This is a genomic window from Priestia sp. D51 (genome assembly GCF_053345675.1).
In genome coordinates this window covers 1-17,377 of sequence record NZ_JBLTIR010000004.1, presented here as the reverse complement: position 1 = coordinate 17,377, position 17,377 = coordinate 1, and the positions used below count along the sequence as shown (strand labels likewise).

15 protein-coding genes and 2 other annotated features are annotated in these 17,377 nt (G+C 37.3%); of the genes, 11 read left to right on the top strand and 4 right to left on the bottom strand.

All coding sequences use genetic code 11. The features are described from left to right. Positions 1–12 precede the first annotated feature (12 nt). From ACNHOZ_RS16805 to ACNHOZ_RS16790, 4 genes are read left to right on the top strand one after another with little or no spacing between them, the layout of a single operon-like run. Positions 13–573 (top strand): hypothetical protein, encoded by a 561-nt coding sequence (locus ACNHOZ_RS16805; protein WP_047750954.1) that lies wholly within the window; start codon positions 13–15, stop codon positions 571–573. 33 nt (positions 574–606) lie between these two features. Then, entirely contained in the window at positions 607–1,545 is a 939-nt protein-coding gene (locus tag ACNHOZ_RS16800) for a DMT family transporter (RefSeq protein WP_337050517.1), read from the top strand. Between the two features lie 28 nt (positions 1,546–1,573). After that, positions 1,574–2,809: a DUF6421 family protein gene (locus tag ACNHOZ_RS16795; protein ID WP_338705467.1), complete on the top strand. Its 1,236-nt coding sequence runs from the start codon at positions 1,574–1,576 to the stop codon at positions 2,807–2,809. Between the two features lie 15 nt (positions 2,810–2,824). After that, positions 2,825–4,126 (top strand): valine--pyruvate transaminase, encoded by a 1,302-nt coding sequence (locus ACNHOZ_RS16790; protein WP_447697250.1) that lies wholly within the window; start codon positions 2,825–2,827, stop codon positions 4,124–4,126. 164 nt (positions 4,127–4,290) lie between these two features. Here the strand turns inward: ACNHOZ_RS16790 and ACNHOZ_RS16785 are convergent, their stop codons facing one another. After that, positions 4,291–4,683, bottom strand: coding sequence for a (2Fe-2S) ferredoxin domain-containing protein (locus ACNHOZ_RS16785; RefSeq protein WP_014460065.1), 393 nt, complete (start codon positions 4,681–4,683; stop codon positions 4,291–4,293). Between the two features lie 91 nt (positions 4,684–4,774). Continuing rightward, complete coding sequence (gene rpsN / locus ACNHOZ_RS16780; protein WP_063247988.1) at positions 4,775–5,044, bottom strand: 30S ribosomal protein S14; 270 nt, start codon at positions 5,042–5,044, stop codon at positions 4,775–4,777. A 259-nt stretch (positions 5,045–5,303) separates the two neighbouring features. Here rpsN and ACNHOZ_RS16775 point away from each other — a divergent pair, with 259 nt between their 5' ends. The 3 genes from ACNHOZ_RS16775 (at position 5,304) to thrS (ending at position 9,897) form a co-directional block, all read left to right on the top strand. Next, positions 5,304–5,762 carry a cell wall hydrolase gene (locus ACNHOZ_RS16775; RefSeq protein ID WP_049164594.1) on the top strand — a complete coding sequence of 153 codons (459 nt, stop codon included), beginning with the start codon at positions 5,304–5,306 and terminating at the stop codon, positions 5,760–5,762. Positions 5,763–5,989: 227 nt separating this feature from the next. Continuing rightward, the gene (locus ACNHOZ_RS16770; RefSeq protein WP_255900919.1) at positions 5,990–7,732 is read left to right on the top strand and encodes a sulfatase-like hydrolase/transferase; all 1,743 of its coding nucleotides are present in this window, start codon (positions 5,990–5,992) and stop codon (positions 7,730–7,732) included. 399 nt (positions 7,733–8,131) lie between these two features. After that, positions 8,132–8,358 (top strand) — a binding site (T-box leader). 39 nt (positions 8,359–8,397) lie between these two features. Next, positions 8,398–8,626, top strand: a binding site (T-box leader). 53 nt (positions 8,627–8,679) lie between these two features. Further along, positions 8,680–9,897: a threonine--tRNA ligase gene (gene thrS, locus ACNHOZ_RS16765; RefSeq protein WP_255900921.1), complete on the top strand. Its 1,218-nt coding sequence runs from the start codon at positions 8,680–8,682 to the stop codon at positions 9,895–9,897. A gap of 171 nt (positions 9,898–10,068) precedes the next feature. On the opposite strand, the gene ACNHOZ_RS16760 is transcribed toward thrS, so the two are convergent. Further along, positions 10,069–10,272 (bottom strand): hypothetical protein, encoded by a 204-nt coding sequence (locus ACNHOZ_RS16760; protein WP_240962068.1) that lies wholly within the window; start codon positions 10,270–10,272, stop codon positions 10,069–10,071. 389 nt (positions 10,273–10,661) lie between these two features. On the opposite strand from ACNHOZ_RS16760, the gene ACNHOZ_RS16755 reads away from it, so the two are divergent. Continuing rightward, complete coding sequence (locus ACNHOZ_RS16755) at positions 10,662–12,062, top strand: amino acid permease (RefSeq protein WP_255900925.1); 1,401 nt, start codon at positions 10,662–10,664, stop codon at positions 12,060–12,062. A 63-nt stretch (positions 12,063–12,125) separates the two neighbouring features. Here the strand turns inward: ACNHOZ_RS16755 and ACNHOZ_RS16750 are convergent, their stop codons facing one another. After that, positions 12,126–13,334, bottom strand: a complete 1,209-nt coding sequence (locus ACNHOZ_RS16750; protein WP_255900927.1) for an MFS transporter — start codon at positions 13,332–13,334, stop codon at positions 12,126–12,128. A gap of 255 nt (positions 13,335–13,589) precedes the next feature. On the opposite strand from ACNHOZ_RS16750, the gene ACNHOZ_RS16745 reads away from it, so the two are divergent. From ACNHOZ_RS16745 to ACNHOZ_RS16735, 3 genes are all read left to right on the top strand, one after another. Then, positions 13,590–14,051, top strand: coding sequence for a MarR family winged helix-turn-helix transcriptional regulator (locus ACNHOZ_RS16745; RefSeq protein WP_033579007.1), 462 nt, complete (start codon positions 13,590–13,592; stop codon positions 14,049–14,051). Next, positions 14,048–16,714 carry an MMPL family transporter gene (locus ACNHOZ_RS16740; RefSeq protein WP_255900930.1) on the top strand — a complete coding sequence of 889 codons (2,667 nt, stop codon included), beginning with the start codon at positions 14,048–14,050 and terminating at the stop codon, positions 16,712–16,714. Before ACNHOZ_RS16745 ends, ACNHOZ_RS16740 begins: the two co-directional genes overlap by 4 nt. A gap of 236 nt (positions 16,715–16,950) precedes the next feature. Next, positions 16,951–17,115 (top strand): hypothetical protein, encoded by a 165-nt coding sequence (locus tag ACNHOZ_RS16735; protein WP_165573448.1) that lies wholly within the window; start codon positions 16,951–16,953, stop codon positions 17,113–17,115. Positions 17,116–17,377 lie beyond the last annotated feature (262 nt).

Below are 17,377 nucleotides of genomic sequence, written 5' to 3'. Positions count from 1 at the left end.
GTATCAAAAGCTATGATAGTTGCAGAGTCGTCTAGTAAGAAAAATCAGCAGCTTCAAAAGATTAACATTATCCATACCTTAGGGCCTGAAGGAACAAATTGTGAAAAAGCAGGCTATCTGTGGTTTGAACGCCAAAGCATACAAGGTCAGGTCTTTTTGCATCAAACGTTGGAAGAAGCTTTAGTTCATGTGAAGGAAACAGAGAGTTCTGCTCTTCTAGGCTGCGCGGTATATCCTTACTTACATGATATTGTGTTCAAAAATTTAACTAGTTTAGAGCTAGTAGATAGCTTTATTATGCCAACATATAGCATGGTTCTTGCCTCAAAAGAAGAGGTGATAACAAACAATAACCTATTAATCGCTTCACATCCTGCCCCTGTTGATTTAGCTCATTCCATCAGTCCCAATGTTCAGTTAGTAAATAGTAATGCTCAAGCGGCGATTGATTGCTTAGAAGGAAAGGTAGACGCATGTATTACAACAAGTAAAGCCGCTAACGAGCAGGGGTTAACAGTTGTAAAAGATTTTGGAGAAGTGCCGATGTGTTTTACACTTCACGGAAGAAAATAGGCTCAACTTAAAAAAAAGAAATAAGGTGAAACAGTGATTTCTAAATTAACCCGTATTCATGTACATCTTTTGTTTTGTCTATTAGCCGTCATTGGAGGAACCACATGGGCTTTTCAAAAGACGGGATTAAAAGATAGCTTGCCGCTATGGTCAGCAGGTATGAGGTTTTTAATTGCTAGTTTAATAATTACCCTCTACCTCTTATTCACAAAAAAAATGTCCGTTTCAAAAGAAGTAGTAATCATTTCAGCATTAAACGGAATTTTGTACTTTGCTCTACCGTTTGGTTCTGTTTATTGGGCATCCGTCTATTTGCCAAGCGGGCTTGTTTCCGTTTTAGCTGCCAGCATTTCAGTATTTGCTCTTTTATTTAACCGCTTATTTAAAGGAACACCGGCTACAAAAGGACAAAAGATAGGTGTAGTCATGTGCTTAATTGGTATGAGCGTTGTATTTGGAAATCAGCTGTTTATACAGGGAAATGTTATCCAAATAGTAGCCATGATCGTCATTTTAATGGCTATGCTAGGTTCTGCTTTTATAACTGTTCAAGTTCAATCTCGCATAAAATCCTTGCCTATTATGACCTTTAATTCTTTTTCGATGCTAAGTGGAGGCGCTTGTTTACTGATTGTTAGTTTATTTACAGAGAATGGAAACCGCACTTTCTCTGGGGTTAGTCTTATCTCATTATTATACTTGGCTATTATAGGATCGGTCTTAGGGTTTTCTATTAATATTTATTTATTAAAAAAATGGCATATATCAAAAGCAACGGCGCATCTATTTATTTCACCGGTTATCGCCTTATATGTAGGATTTGTCTTTTTAGGTGAAACATTAAACAAACAGGTCTATATAGGTACAGCGTTTGTAATAGCGGGGGTTATATTTATTAACTTAAAAAAGCAAATAGAGAAAAACACACATAACTCTACTCTTAAATCATCTAAAGATATTTCTGCTAAGTAGCTGTTCTAAAAAAAGGAGGGTTTTAATCATGTTAACAAAAAATCATACTCAAAGTTTAGTGGAGTTATTAAACGATAAAATAGTACCTGCTCTATATGAGATAAGAAAATATCAGGGCCCAAATGGAGAGGTCAAAAGAAATTACGAAACAGCTAGAGAGCTCTTATTAAAAGTAGTTACTGAAACTGAAACAATATATAACTCTTTAAATTTACCTGAAGTGTGGAATGCATTAAAAAATGACGTATGTGATTGGATTGAAAGAGGACTCGATCAATCTCCTTATTTTGATCAAACGTTAATTGCTTATAGCCCGCCTGCAAACGGAGAGGTGACGTTCTTTTTAGGACCGATTGTAACGCCTAATGGCCCTACAAAAAGAGGGTTTTATTTAGAAGCCTTTATCGCCGTTCGTGATGAACCTGAAATCATGAATTCCATTGAAGCAGACCTTCCTCATCCTAAAAATGGATGTGAATCTTTAAAGCTGTTGGCTGGTACTCAAGGGTTTATGGAAGGGAAGTGTATTGTATTTTTCCCTGAGAATGTAAAAACAAAAGAAAAGGTAACAAGTCAAAACTTCGCGATATTTTTCTTTAATAAATTTCACAGCATATACAATGATGATACATTAAAAAGAGCGTATTCGATCTTTCCTGATTTTAACTTTAAATCTCATACTATGAATAGAGAAGACACCTATCAGGCAAGGGTAATCTGGGGATATCTACATGACTATTATCATCACTGTGGAAATAAACCTTTCGATCAACATATACAGGCAAAAATGAATTTTTTTGCAGGCATACTGGAAGAAGTTAAAGTAGACTGTCAGACGGTGCTGACTCTTCATAAAAGAAAATACCCTTTTTGGGAAGAGATAACAGAATTTGTTCTCTTTGAACGTCTGTTAAGGTATCCTAGTCAGCATAATGCACCTCGAAACTTTGATTCTGGCACAGGATTTTTTCTTTTTAGCTGGTTAGTTGCAAATGGGCATTCAATATCCCGAAAAGAAGACCATGCTTATTTAGATTTAGACATGTGTTTGAAGGAACTAGACCTTTTAGTAAAAGAAATTGAACAACTTGAAACAATTCAAAGTGACCTTGGCTATAAAGAAGAAGCCGAACGCTATGTTCGAAAATACTTATTGCCTAGTGAGAACGGTGATAAATTTACTATTCCGAACAAGTACTTTATTAATCAGCAAAATAAAAAGATTGAAGTTCCATACTTACTATTCGATGACCATAATCTCTAAGGAGAAGATGCACTAATGAATGCTTTGCATTTAAGTAAAATCGGAAACAAAATGACTAATAAAGTAGGCGTTCGCGCTATTATGCATGACATCCAAGAAGTGCTCAATTCTGGTCTCAATCAATATGTGAATTTAAGCGCTGGCAATCCTGCCATACTCCCTCAAGTTTATGAAATGTGGGAAGAAGCTTTAAGAGATATTGTGAACGACAAACAACTAAAGAATTTGATTAGCCAATATGGTTCTAGTTACGGTACGCATGAATTAATTGATTGCATAAGAGAATACTTCTTTAGGAATTATCGTATTGAGCTGGACAGAGAACAAGTCTTAATCACTTCAGGAAGTCAAAATCTGTTTTTTTTAGCTATAAATTCATTTTGTGGTACAAGTAAAGAAGGAAGAGTTAAAAAAGCATTAATACCTATGCTGCCGGATTACGCTGGGTACAGCGGAGTGGCACTAGAGGAAGCTATAATAGAAGGAATTCCTCCTATCGTCTCAAAGCTTGATCATCATACATTTCGTTATGAATTTAACAAACAGGCATTCAAAGATAAAATAGCACAGGACCCAGATATCGGAGCTGTCGTATTATCAAGACCTAATAATCCAAGCGGCAACATTCTTTCAAAAGAAGCCGTACACTTTATATCCCAAGTATGCAAGGACTATAACATTCCATTGCTAATTGATTCAGCGTACGCACCTCCTTTTCCAGCTATGAACTTTGTTGAAATGAATCCAATTATACATGACAACATCATTCACTGCATGAGTCTTTCTAAAGCCGGATTGCCTGGAGAGAGAATAGGAATTGCTATAGGAAAAAGTGACTTCATAAAAGTAATGGAAGCATTTCAATCAAATATTTTGATTCACTCTTCTAGGTTAGGTCAGCGGATGGTGGTTAACACCTTAAAGAACGGAAAGTTACCTGGAATTTCAGCTAACTATATAAGAACTCATTATAAACAAAAACATAACTATTTAAAAAATCTTTTAACTACACGTATGCCGGATGATATTCCTTGGTATTTACATAAAGCGGAAGGTTCGTTGTTTGGTTGGCTTTGGTTAGAAGGTTTGCCTTTCAGTGATAACGATCTATACAATAAATTAAAAGCAGAAAACTTGATTGTAGTACCAGGCGGATCATTCTTTCACGGCAACCGGTCTTGTCCTCACAACCAGGAGTGCATTCGTATAAGTCTTACTGCTACAGATGAGGAGTTAAAGAAAGGAATTGATATTCTTTCGTCAGTAGTCAAGAAAGTATACAGTTCAGATTTTATATGTGAAACAGAAAAAATCTAATTTCTTAAAGGTGTAGAGGTAAAAAAAGCCGACCCGGTTGCTAGGGCCGGTTTTTTTGTTTAGATTAAGCGATAGGCACATTAGAGAAAACAAACAGACATTTTTAATGATGTTTCTCTTTTAGTTGGTTAACTTTCTAAAGACCAGGATTTCACCGTTGTAAATTAAAGTTTTTTAGATACTTTGATGACGGTTTCTTTTTGTTTTGAGATACCTTTAACAGTACCTTCTGTTCGCTGGAAACCTTCTCCGCAAAAAGTATGACTTGTTTTTTGGACAAAAGGTTGATCTGTCTTTAAAGAGTTAATAAGCTCTCGTGCATCATCAGGCTTCATATCTTTATACCAAATACCGTCTGGGTAGGAAATGACGACGCATTTATCATGACATCTTCCATTACATCGAGTGCGAGTCGTATGTATGTATTCGTCCATCTCTTGATTAGCTATCTCAGTTCGAATCGCTTGTGTAACTTCTTCGGCTCCAACTCGATTGCAGCTGCTTCCATTGCAAATGAGAACGTGATGTTTCGTTGTACCTAAGTTCCATGTAGCCATGTTGATCCCTCCTATTAAAAGTAATGATTACGATTTATGACGTATAATGATTCCTTTTTTAGCAAAGAGGGTCCTTTACCTCATTAGAATTTTACCAGCTTGATTTTTTCACCCCAGGAATCTGTCCCTTGTGAGCAAGTTTTCTAAATGCAATTCGCGAAAGCTTAAATTTACGTAAATATCCACGAGGTCTTCCCGTTACTTCACAGCGATTATGCAAGCGAGTAGAAGAAGAGTCTCTAGGAAGCTTTCGTAGTTCATTATAATTTCCTTGTTCCTTTAACTGTTTTCTTAACTCAGCATATTTTTCGACAAGTGCTTGTCGGTGCTTTTCTTTTGCTATTTTTGATTTTTTAGCCAAATAATCATTCCTTTCTTAAAGTCCTTCTTGAAATTCGTAATCATTACTATTTATATTTTTATATCATAAACCACTGAAGAATGAAATGCAACTCATATTTAATGAGGAAAGCTATATTTTTATATGCTGAAAAATAGTTAAAAAAATACGAGAATATACAATTTCTTTTGGAACTGGATAATTTTTTGCAATGAAAGACTCTTATATTTCTGCTAGCATATGAACCACGTCAAGAAATAGCAAGGAGGCTTTTATTTTTATGATGAAAAAACTAGTAATTGCTATCGCAATGCTTATCCCGAGTTTTGGTGCAGGTTACTCAGCATTTGCTGCAGCACCCGCTCATGAACAGCACATTCAAGTAAATAAAAATGATAAAGAACTATTAGCTCGTCTTGTATCAGCTGAAGCCAAAGGAGAGCCGTACGCAGGCAAAGTAGCCGTGGCAACAGTTGTATTAAATAGAGTCGACAGCAGCAAATTTCCGGACACTGTAAAAGGCGTTATTTATCAAAAAGGTCAGTACAGCCCGGTCAGCAACGGTCAAATTAATAAACCTGCAGACAAAGGTTCAAAAAAAGCTGTAGAAGAAGCAATTAATTTCCAAGGTCAAGGAAAAGGTTCATTATTCTTCTTTAATCCTGATAAAACGGGAGATCAATGGCTGCGCCAAAAACAAGAAACAATTAAAATAGGAAATCATGTATTTGCAAAATAATGAAAAAGCTAATGGCTAGCTACGCGCTGTCATTAGCTTTTTTAGATATGTACATAAAATAAGGAATATCGTATTGAAACGAGTTATGAAAGGCTTAGAGAAATCCTCCAAGTCTTTTTTTTGTTTGGATATAAAAAGACATGAACCGTACTCCGTTCGTCTAAAAAAAGTCCTTTTTACATAGTTTATCAATACAGAAAATTTGATAAACACGTGGAGGAGTAAAGATGAAGGAGCAGCCTAATTTTTTGTTAATTATGGTGGACGAAGAACGATTTCCACCCGTATATGAAAGTAAAGAAGTAAAAAAGTGGCGAAAAAACTATTTAAAAGCACATGAATTTTTAAAACAGCACGGGATGTCATTCACTCGTCACTACGTCGGTTCTACAGCCTGTTCACCGAGTCGAGCTACATTGTTTACAGGGCAGTACCCTTCCTTGCACGGAGTTACGCAAACGCAAGGTATCGCAAAGAAGTCACAAGATCCTGATATGTTTTGGCTGCAGCCTAATACCGTCCCAATGATGGGAGATTATTTTAAGCAGGCTGGGTATCAAACCTTTTATAAAGGAAAATGGCATATTTCTGATGAGAACATCTTAATTCCAGGAACACATAACGTTTTTTCTAGCTACCAGATGCAAACAGGAATACCCGATCCAGAAAAAGAGTCCCTCTATCAACGGGCTAATAAGCTTGAAAAGTTTGGTTTTTCAGGCTGGATTGGTCCAGAGCCAGAGGGGAGAAACCCGCACAATTCTGGTTCATCTGCGGCCATTGGAGTGAGCGGACGAGACGAAATATATGCAGAGGAAATCATAGAGCATATTCAACGATTAGAATATCAAAAGACTTCGCAGCCTTGGCTCATGGTAGCTTCGTTTGTGAACCCGCATGACATTGCGCTGTTCGGAGCGATTACCAAACACCTTCCCATGTTTCAGTTTTCTATTGACGAAACAATTCCGAACATCGAGCCGCCACCTACCATTCGAGAATCCTTACACACAAAGCCTAGCGCTCAAAGCAGCTATAAATACATCTATCCAAAAGCGCTGCAGCCGACGCCAAATTCTAGTTTCTACCGGCGCTTATATTATCAGCTTCAAAAAAATGTTGACAAACAAATTTTGAAAGTCCTTCAGACTATAGAACAATCTTCGTTCTATGACAATACTATTATTATTTTCACGTCGGATCACGGTGATTTGCTGGGGGCTCACGGAGGACTACATCAAAAATGGTACAACATGTATGAAGAGTCGATTCACGTGCCGCTTCTCATTCATAACAAGCATTTGTTTCCTAGTTATCAACGTACAGACGTACTGACTAGTCACGTTGACTTGATCCCGACAATGCTTAGCTTGGCTAATATCGATGCTTCCGCTGTTCAAAAGCAATTGCAAAAAAGTCATACGGAAGTACATCCATTTGTTGGGCGAGACCTCTCAGGAACGTTGAGAGGAGAAACATCGCTCTATCAAGAAAAAGCACCGATTTTCTTTATGACGGATGATGACCCGACAAAAGGACTTCACCAAACAAATTTTTTAGGAGAAAGCTATCCGTCAGTCGTTCAGCCTAATCACATTCAAGCGGTCATTGTCGAGTTTCAATCAGCCGCAGAAAAGGAAATCCGGAAATACGCTCGATACCATGATAATCCGCAATTTCGGTCAGCACCTAACGAAAAAGATGAAGTCATCCACCGAGAGCAATATGAAAGTTACCCTGTAGATCTTACTAACCTTAAAGAAACATCGGTTCCGGATCAAATTGAAATGTACAATTTGACCAAGGATACGTTAGAAACAGTAAATTTGGCTTACCCGTATTTTTCAACAAATGAAACAAGGAAAATTCAGCGGCAGCTTGATGTTATTCTTAAAGAACAACTCAGGAAAAAACGGATTTTTCCGCAAAGTGGAAGCATGTACCAGGAGCTTCCGTCTAAAGATAGATAAAAAATAGTTTCGACGAGTTCAAGCCTAATATTGGTGTAAGTAGAAAAAGGTATATTTAATATTCTAGTATATAAATAAAAAAACTGATGATACTTGTGCTATGTTACTTATTCTGATTTGAGCAATACTGGATTTTAATTCGCTAATAATACTTAGATAAAGCAAATAAGTGCTTGTAATATCTTTCTTTTTTGCCTTTATTTTTACACAATAAAGGTAAAAACAAAATAAAATGCAGGTGTTAATATTATAATAAAAAACTTTTTAAGCCCATATATTCCTAAGTAACTTTTCGGAAATTTAAGCATAAATTAATTCTATAACATTAAAAAATAAAAATTATTTCTTGACTTCTGTAAAATTTATACACTATAATCACTTTTAACAACTAACAAACATTATTTGGCAATGAAAAGGACATGAATTAGGTGCCGTTTTCTTCGCAGAGAATAGGGTCAGCGGCTGGGAGCCCTTAAGAAATCATCTAATTTACCACCTTAGAGCTATTGCAGGGAATGTGCATAACTGAAACTGCAATCGGTAAAACCGTTATCTTTTTTGAGCGTAAAATGCATACAGGTATTTTACGGAATTAGGGTGGTACCACGACCGCATTCGTCCCTTCACTAGGGATGAGTGCGGTTTTTTATGTAGAAAAAATGAATATACAAGCATTGAAAAGGACATGAATCATTTTTGGATTTTCTTTACAGAGAGTAGGGTCACTGGCTGAGAACCCTTAGAAAACGAAATGAATTTACCACCTTGGAGCTGCGGCGGGGAATGTGTGTACACTGAAACTGCAACCGGTAAAACCGTTATCTTTTTAAGCGTAAAATACGTATAGGTATTTTACGGAATTAGGGTGGTACCACGGCCGCATTCGTCCCTTTACTAGGGATGAGTGCGGTTTTTTTGTTGAATAAAAACATATTGGAGGAATGAACATGTCGAAACAAATGGAAGCAGAAAAACGAAATCATCAAAAATTAGGTCAAGAACTGGAGCTGTTTATGTCGATGGAAGAAGCTCCTGGTATGCCGTTTTTCTTACCTAACGGAATGATTGTTCGAAATGAGTTAGAAAACTACTGGAAACAAAAGCATTACAAAGCAGGCTATCAAGAGATAAAAACTCCCATCATGATGAAACAGGAGCTATGGGAACAATCAGGGCATTGGGAGCACTATCATGAAAATATGTATTTTTCAAATGTTGACAAACAAAACTATGCGATTAAACCGATGAATTGTCCGGGAGCCATTTTATTGTTTAACAGCAAGCGAAGAAGCTATCGAGAACTTCCCATTCGATACGCAGAACTTGGATTGGTTCACCGCCACGAGCTTTCGGGCTCTTTAAACGGACTGCTAAGAGTCCGGTCATTCACACAGGACGATGCGCATTTATTCGTAGAACTTAATCAGATTGAAGTTGAGATTAGCCGCATTCTAGCGTTTATCCATGACTTTTATTCACATTTTGGCTTTGATTACAAAGTGGAGCTATCCACACGTCCTGAAAAATTTATGGGAGATATTGAAACATGGAATCAAGCAGAAAAGTCGCTTCAATCGGTGCTAAATGAAAAAGGCTTAAACTATCAGGTAAATGAAGGAGACGGAGCTTTTTACGGGCCGAAAATCGATTTTCATATTTTAGATTCCCTAGGCCGCAGCTGGCAGTGCGGAACAGTTCAGCTTGATTTCTTAATGCCAGAGAAGTTTGACTGTATGTATATTGGAGAGGACAATAAACCGCACCGTCCCGTAATGATTCACCGCGCTATATACGGTTCCGTTGAACGATTTATGGCCATCTTGATTGAACATTATGAAGGTCAATTTCCTCTTTGGCTGGCTCCTGTTCAATTTAAGCTTTTGCCTATTGCACCGCCGCATGTGGAATATGCATACAAGGTGAAACACGAGCTGGAGTCACAAGGGTATCGTGTTGAAGTGGATGATCGTATTGAAAAAATAGGTCTGAAAATTAGAGAAGCCGAAATGCTCAAAGTTCCTTATATGGCCGTAATAGGAGATAAAGAAGTAGAAAATAAATCGCTTGCTATGCGAAAGCACGGGAAGAAAAACATTGGAACAGTAAGTGTTGAAGAGGCAGCTGCACACTTGAATAAAGAAAAAAATTCAAACAGAGTTTATTGAAGCCATTTACCTTGCTAAATAGAAAAATCCGATTTTTTAAGTCGGATAGTGATTCCCTTCATCTTGTCTTACACCAAAATGAAGGGAATATTGAACTAGAAGGGTATAAGATATTATATATCGGCAGTATAACTTTTGCCTTAGACAAACGCCGGTATTTTGTGAAAAAAATTATCTTATCCCATTCGAATCGTTTGCATTTGATGGAGCTGAATCTTCATTTGACAATTTGTTCATAGGTTGCTGACCTCGCTTCTTTTTAGAAGGAGAATAAAAAAGAAATTTAAACATAAAGTACACTCCTAATGCTAGTAAAATACAGCCAATAAGTAAGTTAAGCATCTCTCTCCGCCCTTCATACGCTTCAGTTTTCATCATTATAACACCCGTTGAGGTAAAACATTCATCGTTCTGTAAATAATCCCTATGTCAGGAATTTATATTTGAAGATAGGTAGCGAAAAAAACTATCTGGAAATGAATCTATTTATTTTTTAGAATATTAATTTTATTCAAACTTATTATGCATAATCACAACGATGATTTCTTTATTTAGTTGATAAAGACAAAATAGAGAGAGATTAAGAAATCGCTTACAAAAACTCTTGAAATATATATAATGATATTAGTATACTAATAGACAAGTTAGTAATTATTTCTATATAATTACTTCTGTATCTGAAGTAAAAACGCGTAGTCAAATAGGAAAAGACGTCATTTTTAAGTTTTTTAATGGATGAGTGGCAACAGAGAGGAGAGAGTGCAATGGGAAAACTATTTAAAAAGAAGTCAATCGAGCAATTATTAGAACAAAGTCAAAACAAATCTCTAGTCAAAACATTAGGGGCATTCGATTTGACTCTTCTTGGTATTGGAGCCGTAATAGGAACGGGGGTTTTAGTTTTAACAGGCTTAGTAGCTGCTAACGATGCGGGGCCAGCCGTTATTTTTTCTTTTATACTGGCTTCTATTGTATGCGGTTTTGCAGCGCTGTGCTATGCGGAATTTGCTTCAACTATACCTGTATCTGGGAGCGTTTACACCTATACATATGCAACCATCGGCGAAGTGGTAGCACACTTAATGGGATGGACATTGCTTTCCGTCTATTTATTAACGATGTCAGCAGTAGCAAACGGCTGGTCTTCTTATTTTAACAACTTTTTAGAAGGATTTGGTTTTTCACTGCCAAAAGAATTGATTACAATCCCTGCAAATGGAGGTCTAGTAAACCTTCCTGCTATTTGTATTACGCTTCTTATTACATGGCTGCTTTCAAGAGGAACAAAAGAAAGTAAAAAAGTGAACAACTTTATGGTGCTTGTTAAATTGTTTATTATCCTTCTTTTTATTATTGTAGGAGCTTTTTATGTAAAACCGTCTAATTGGACACCTTTTATGCCTTATGGAATTGAAGGTGTTGTGACAGGAGGTGCGGCCGTATTTTTTGCTTTCTTAGGTTTTGATGCCTTATCTACATCAGCAGAAGAAGTAAAGAATCCGCAGCGTAATTTGCCCATTGGAATTATTAGTTCACTCGTGATCTGCACGATTATTTATGTAGCAGTATGCCTTGTTATGACAGGGGTTGTTTCTTATAAGGAACTGAACGTTCCAGAAGCAATGGCCTATGTTCTTCATTCAGTAGGACAAAATGCAGTGGCAGGAATTATTGCTGCAGGAGCTGTCATTGGAATCATGGCTGTTATTTTCGCCTACATTTATGCAGCAACACGCATTTTATTCTCAATGAGCCGTGACGGCTTGCTGCCAAAAGCATTTGCTAAAACAAATGAGAAAACAGGAGTTCCGACTCTTTCCACTTGGCTAGTAGGGATTATCGGAGCGTTAATTTCAGGGTTTATTGATCTAAAAGAACTTGCGAATTTAGCAAATATCGGTGCTCTTTTAACTTTCGGCATGGTGGGCGTCAGCATTATCATCTTACGTAAAACGCATCCAACTTTAAAACGCGGATTTACAATGCCGTTTGTCCCGATTTTACCAATTTTATCTGTATTATCTTGTTTATTTTTAATGATTAATCTTCCTAAAACAACATGGCTGTATTTTAGCATATGGATTGTGCTTGGTATATTTGTGTATATAGGTTATTCTCGTAAACACAGTCGATTAACAAGTAAAGAAATGAGAAAAGCGAGCTAGCAAAAAAAGAGCCTTTCATCCAAGGAAGGCTCTTTTTTTGCTTTTTGTTCAGTTGTTAGACAGTCAGGACGATTGTTCACTATGTTTTTTGCGTGTTTCCACAATAAAAAGACAAGTGCTAATAACAAAAGCCGTTCCTACAAAAATGGCGCCAACCCAAGGAAGTGAAGGAAGTCCCATATGGTTAATAATTACGCCTCCGAAAAAGGCGCCAAAAGCATTTCCTAAGTTAGCAAATGAGTGATTCGAAGTAGAAGCTAAAGCAGGTGCTTCCTGTGCTAAGTTCATAATTTTCACTTGAATACCAGGCATTACAGCAAACGCTGCTGCTCCCCAGAAAAACAGCGTGATAATAGCTGCTGTTGGGCTTTTAACAGTGAACGTAAAAATAGTCAGCACAATACAAAGAAAAGCAAATATACCTACAACCGAAGGCATTAACTTCCAGTCTGCTAGCTTGCCTCCAACAACGTTTCCGAGCGTAACGCCGCATCCATATAATACAAGAATCCACGTAACACTATGTTCACTTACTCCTGTAACGTCTTCAAGAAGCGGTGTAATGTACGTAAATACAGTAAATAAACTGCCGCATCCTATCGCGCTTAAAAGAAGCATCACAAGAAGTTTTGGTTGAGTAAAAGCAGCAAACTGCTGTTTTAGACCCGTTAATTTGTCTTGACCAAGCTTTGGGATAAACAGAATAATACCAATAAATGCAATAATCCCCATGATCGTAATAGCCCCAAACGAAGCTCTCCAGCCTAAGTGTTGCCCAATGAATGTTCCCACAGGAACGCCGATTATATTTGCAATGGTTAAACCTGCCATCATCGTTGCGACAGCACTTGCACGTTTATGAGGTTGTACGAGCCGTGAAGCAATAACAGCGCCTACTCCAAAGAAAGTACCGTGACATAATGCCGTAACTAAACGAGCTCCCATTAAAATCCCATAGCTGGGTGCAATAATAGCAATCGCATTTCCGAGAATAAATAAAAGCATAAGTAAACAAAGCAGAAGCTTTTGAGGAAGTCGATGAGTAAAAATAGTTAAAATTGGCGCGCCGATTGCTACTCCTAAAGCATAGCTTGTAATTAGCTGACCAGCAGTCGAAATGCTAACATGAAGATCTTCCGCAACGTTAGGCAGTATCCCCATAATAACAAATTCCGTCATTCCAATAGCAAAAGCTCCAAGAGTCAACGAGATAAGAGCAATTGGAAAGGAATCCTTCTTACTGACCTGCTCATTGGTATGCATTGTATTCATGTGTGATCACCCTTTCTGTGTATAAAATTTATATCTCCTTGAAAAGAAGTCAATTACTAATAATACTTAAGTGATTGAGCTTTGACAACCAAAAAAGCTGATGTAAGCGGTATCTTTTAGGATTCCTTTTATCTTTATCATATATGAAGACAGTCAGACATAAATTTATTGACAGAATAAAGTTTAGTCCTATAAACTATTTTTAAAGTTGAATAGTTTATACCTATAAACTAAATGAGTAAAGGAGGGAAAGAAGTGACGAAAAGCAAGTTATATCAAGCTGTAGAACTTTTTGAAGAAGTGCTGTTTGTAGGAACAGAAGTCATTCACAGAGAGCTGAGCCATAACCTCTTCGAACATGTCTCAAGGCAGCAGTTTGATTTGTTAAATAGTTTAATGATTAAAGGTCCATCTTCACCTGGCAGTCTCGCTGTCTTGCAAGGTGTTCATAAAAGTGCCATTTCGAATCGAATTAAAAAACTGCTCGAAAAAGGGCTTGTGGAGTGGGACACTAATGAACTAGAGAGCGATAAACGTTCTAAGCTTATTAAGATTACGGCTGAAGGAGAAAAGGTAATACATGACGGAAATGCCGCGTGTTTTAGTATCATTGAGAATTTGTTTGATGATGTAGAAGAAGAAAAAATAGATACATTTATTGAAATTCTTACAATGGCAAAAGAAAAGTTAACTATAAAAGGGGAAAGCAAAAAATGAAATTTATTGTGAAATTTAAATGGGTGATTGCGGCCTTTATTTTAGCTTTAACGGTCATATTGATGCTAACGGCACCCAATTTAACAAAGCTCGCAAGTGAAAAAGGACAGTCTCAGCTTCCTGATAATGCCGTTTCATCTAGGGCCAGCCAAATTCTCAAAAATGCCGGGGAAGACAGTAACACCATCAGCATGGTGATCAAGCTAGATAACGCATTAGATAAAGATAGTGAGAAACAGATACAGAAAATCATTGATAAGACAGAGAAAATTAAAGGTGTAAAAGATGTTACAACGCCTTTAACAGATGATCAAGATGTTCGTAACCAATTAATGTCTAAAGACAAAAAAACCGTTTTAGTTCCGGTTACTGTCAGTGGATCGGATGAAAAAGTTGAAAAAATAGCGAATCAGATTTATGACAGCGTGCCAAAAGACGTTACGGCATATGTAACAGGTGCATCTCTTATTAATCAGGATTTTGCACACAGTTCAGAAGAAGGGTTAAAGAAAACCGAGTTTATTACTATCTTCTTGATTTTAGGTTTGCTTCTACTCGTTTTCCGTTCAGTCGTGACGCCGTTTATTCCTATTTTAATTGTGGGAATCACATACTTAATCAGTCAATCGTTACTAGGTATTTTAGTTGAAAATGTCGATTTTCCAATCTCAACGTTCACGCAAACGTTCTTAGTAGCTATTTTGTTTGGAATAGGTACGGATTATTGCATTCTTTTACTTAACCGTTTCCGTGAAGAATTGGCTAACGGACATGATAAAGTAGAAGCCACGATCACGGCTTACCGTACAGCAGGAAGAACGTTATTCATCAGCGGAATTGCCGTATTTATTGGTTTTGCAGCCATCGGATTTGCCAAGTTTGCTATTTTCCAATCGGCCGTTGGCGTAGCAGTGGGAGTTGGTGTGCTGCTAGTGATTTTATTTACCTTGCTGCCACTTTTTATGGTTACGCTTGGAGAAAAATTATTTTGGCCATCTAAAAAAGTGGCTTCTCATAGCGATAATAAGCTGTGGAGGTTTTTAGGAAGAAAGGCAGTAGCGCGACCGTTCGTATTTTTAGTCATTACAGCGATTATTACCGTGCCTTTTATTGTAACGTATGACTCAAAAGTATCGTTTGATTCTACTGCTGAAATAAGCAGTGATTATAAATCTATAAAAGGACTAAATGCTATCAGTGACGCACTGGGAGAAGGAAAAGCATTTCCTGTCAATGTTATTATTAAAGGAGATAAAGAGTTAACAAAGGCGGATGTTATTCCGTATTTAGGAAATATAAGCAAAGCAATTGAAAAAGTGGATCACGTGGATTCTGTTATGACGATCACACAGCCTACGGGAGAAAAGATTGATGATTTATATGTTAATTCACAGCTGGGCTCTGTATCAGACGGAATCAAAGATGCTGTTAAAGGAATCGGAGATGTACAAAAAGGATTAAGTGATATTGAAAAAGGGCTAAATCAAATAGCCGACCAAACGGGTTCTGCTTCTAAAGAATCTGGCGGGTCACTTGCACCTGCCGCAGACGGATTAGCTCAAGTTAATCAACAGCTGCAGCTTGTCAGCACTCAGCTCTCTACAACAGGAAATGTGCAGCAAGCGGTTCCTCAGCTTGCAGCAATCAGCAAACAGCTTACTACCATTCAAACCGGTCTTCAACAAGCAAATGAGAATCTTTCAGCTCAGCAAGGCCAAGTCGGAACCCTATCAGACAGTATCAATCAATTAGCAGAAGGTGTTGATAGTGCAAATGATGGGCTAACGAAAATCTCAGATGGCTTAACAAAAGCAACAGGTATGCTTGATAACATGAGTGACAGCTCAACAGTTAGAGATACGGGTATTTATCTTCCAACAGAAGTGATGAAAGATAAAGGGTTTAAACAATCCATCGACAACTATTCTTTTGCAGATGGAAAAGGAGTTAAGCTCAGCGTAGTGCTCGATCAAAATCCATATTCTGAGGAAGCCATTTCAACCGTAAAAAATATTGAAAAAGCGGTGGCAAGCGAAGTCGTTGATACGCCGTTTGAGCATACAGAAATTGTGTATGGAGGGGTATCGAGCTCAAATGCGGATTTAAAAGATTTATCTACAACGGATCTTTCACGCACAATGGTTATTATGATGATTGGATTGTTTATTGTTTTGACCATTTTATTCCGTTCAATGATCATGCCTGTATACATGATTGCTTCACTGTTGCTTACGTATTATACAGCAATGGGAATCTCAGAGCTTCTATTCGTGGATATAATGGGGAATGACGGAATCAGCTGGGCCGTGCCATTCTTTAGTTTTGTTATTTTAGTTGCTCTTGGAATTGACTATTCTATTTTCTTGTTAGACCGTTTTAACGAAGAAGTGAAAAGCGGCGTAGCAGAAGGCATGGTTACGTCTATGAGTAAGATGGGTTCGGTTATTATTACTGCCGCTATTATCCTAGCCGGAACGTTTGGGGCTATGATGCCATCAGGTGTATTAACGCTTGTTCATGTAGCAACAGTTGTTATCATCGGTCTTTTACTTTATGGTCTTGTTATTCTTCCGCTTCTTATGCCAGCGATTGTCGTGACGCTTGGAGAAGGAAACTGGTGGCCGTTTCTTCGAAAAAAAGAAAAATACAAAGTAGAAGAATAACTTATATATGCTGGATTTTATCACCAATCAGATATAACGTTAAGCATTAGATAGAGTAAAAATGAAGGATAGATGAGCGTCATGAGACTGCTTTATCTATCCTTTTTTTGTGCTATTAGAAAACTTGAGCATGATTAAAAGTAAACTTAAGAAGGCGCTGTGATAAATATACCGGGTCGAATAAAAGGCTTCCTACTAGGAAAACCTATAGTCAAAAACATGCGGAGGTCTTTTTAATGAAATTTGTAAATCTTTTAGCTAATCAGCGAGAAAAACGACGCGAACAAATGCGTGAAGCAGGCACATGTCCAGACTGCTTAGGAAAACGTTTTCACCATGTTGGGCTTTATTTTGTGCACGTTTATGAATGTCCGAGCTGTCAGGGGAATGAGGAAAACTAAATAATTCAGCCGAAAAGCTTCTTCATAAAATAGAAGCTTTTTTTATTTCACCACTATTACAAGCTCAGTAGGTTGAAAAGAATTGTTCCTTTAGAGCTAATAATGATAAGATTAAAAAAAGCAGCATCCAAGGTAATGATATGCTCCCAATTAAGTAGACAGAGTAAATAAAAAATCTGTTTACTTAATTGGGGGCTTTTTTATGAGAAGAAAAACTTATTCTTCACAGGAAAAATACGAGATAATCTTAGCATATGAAAAG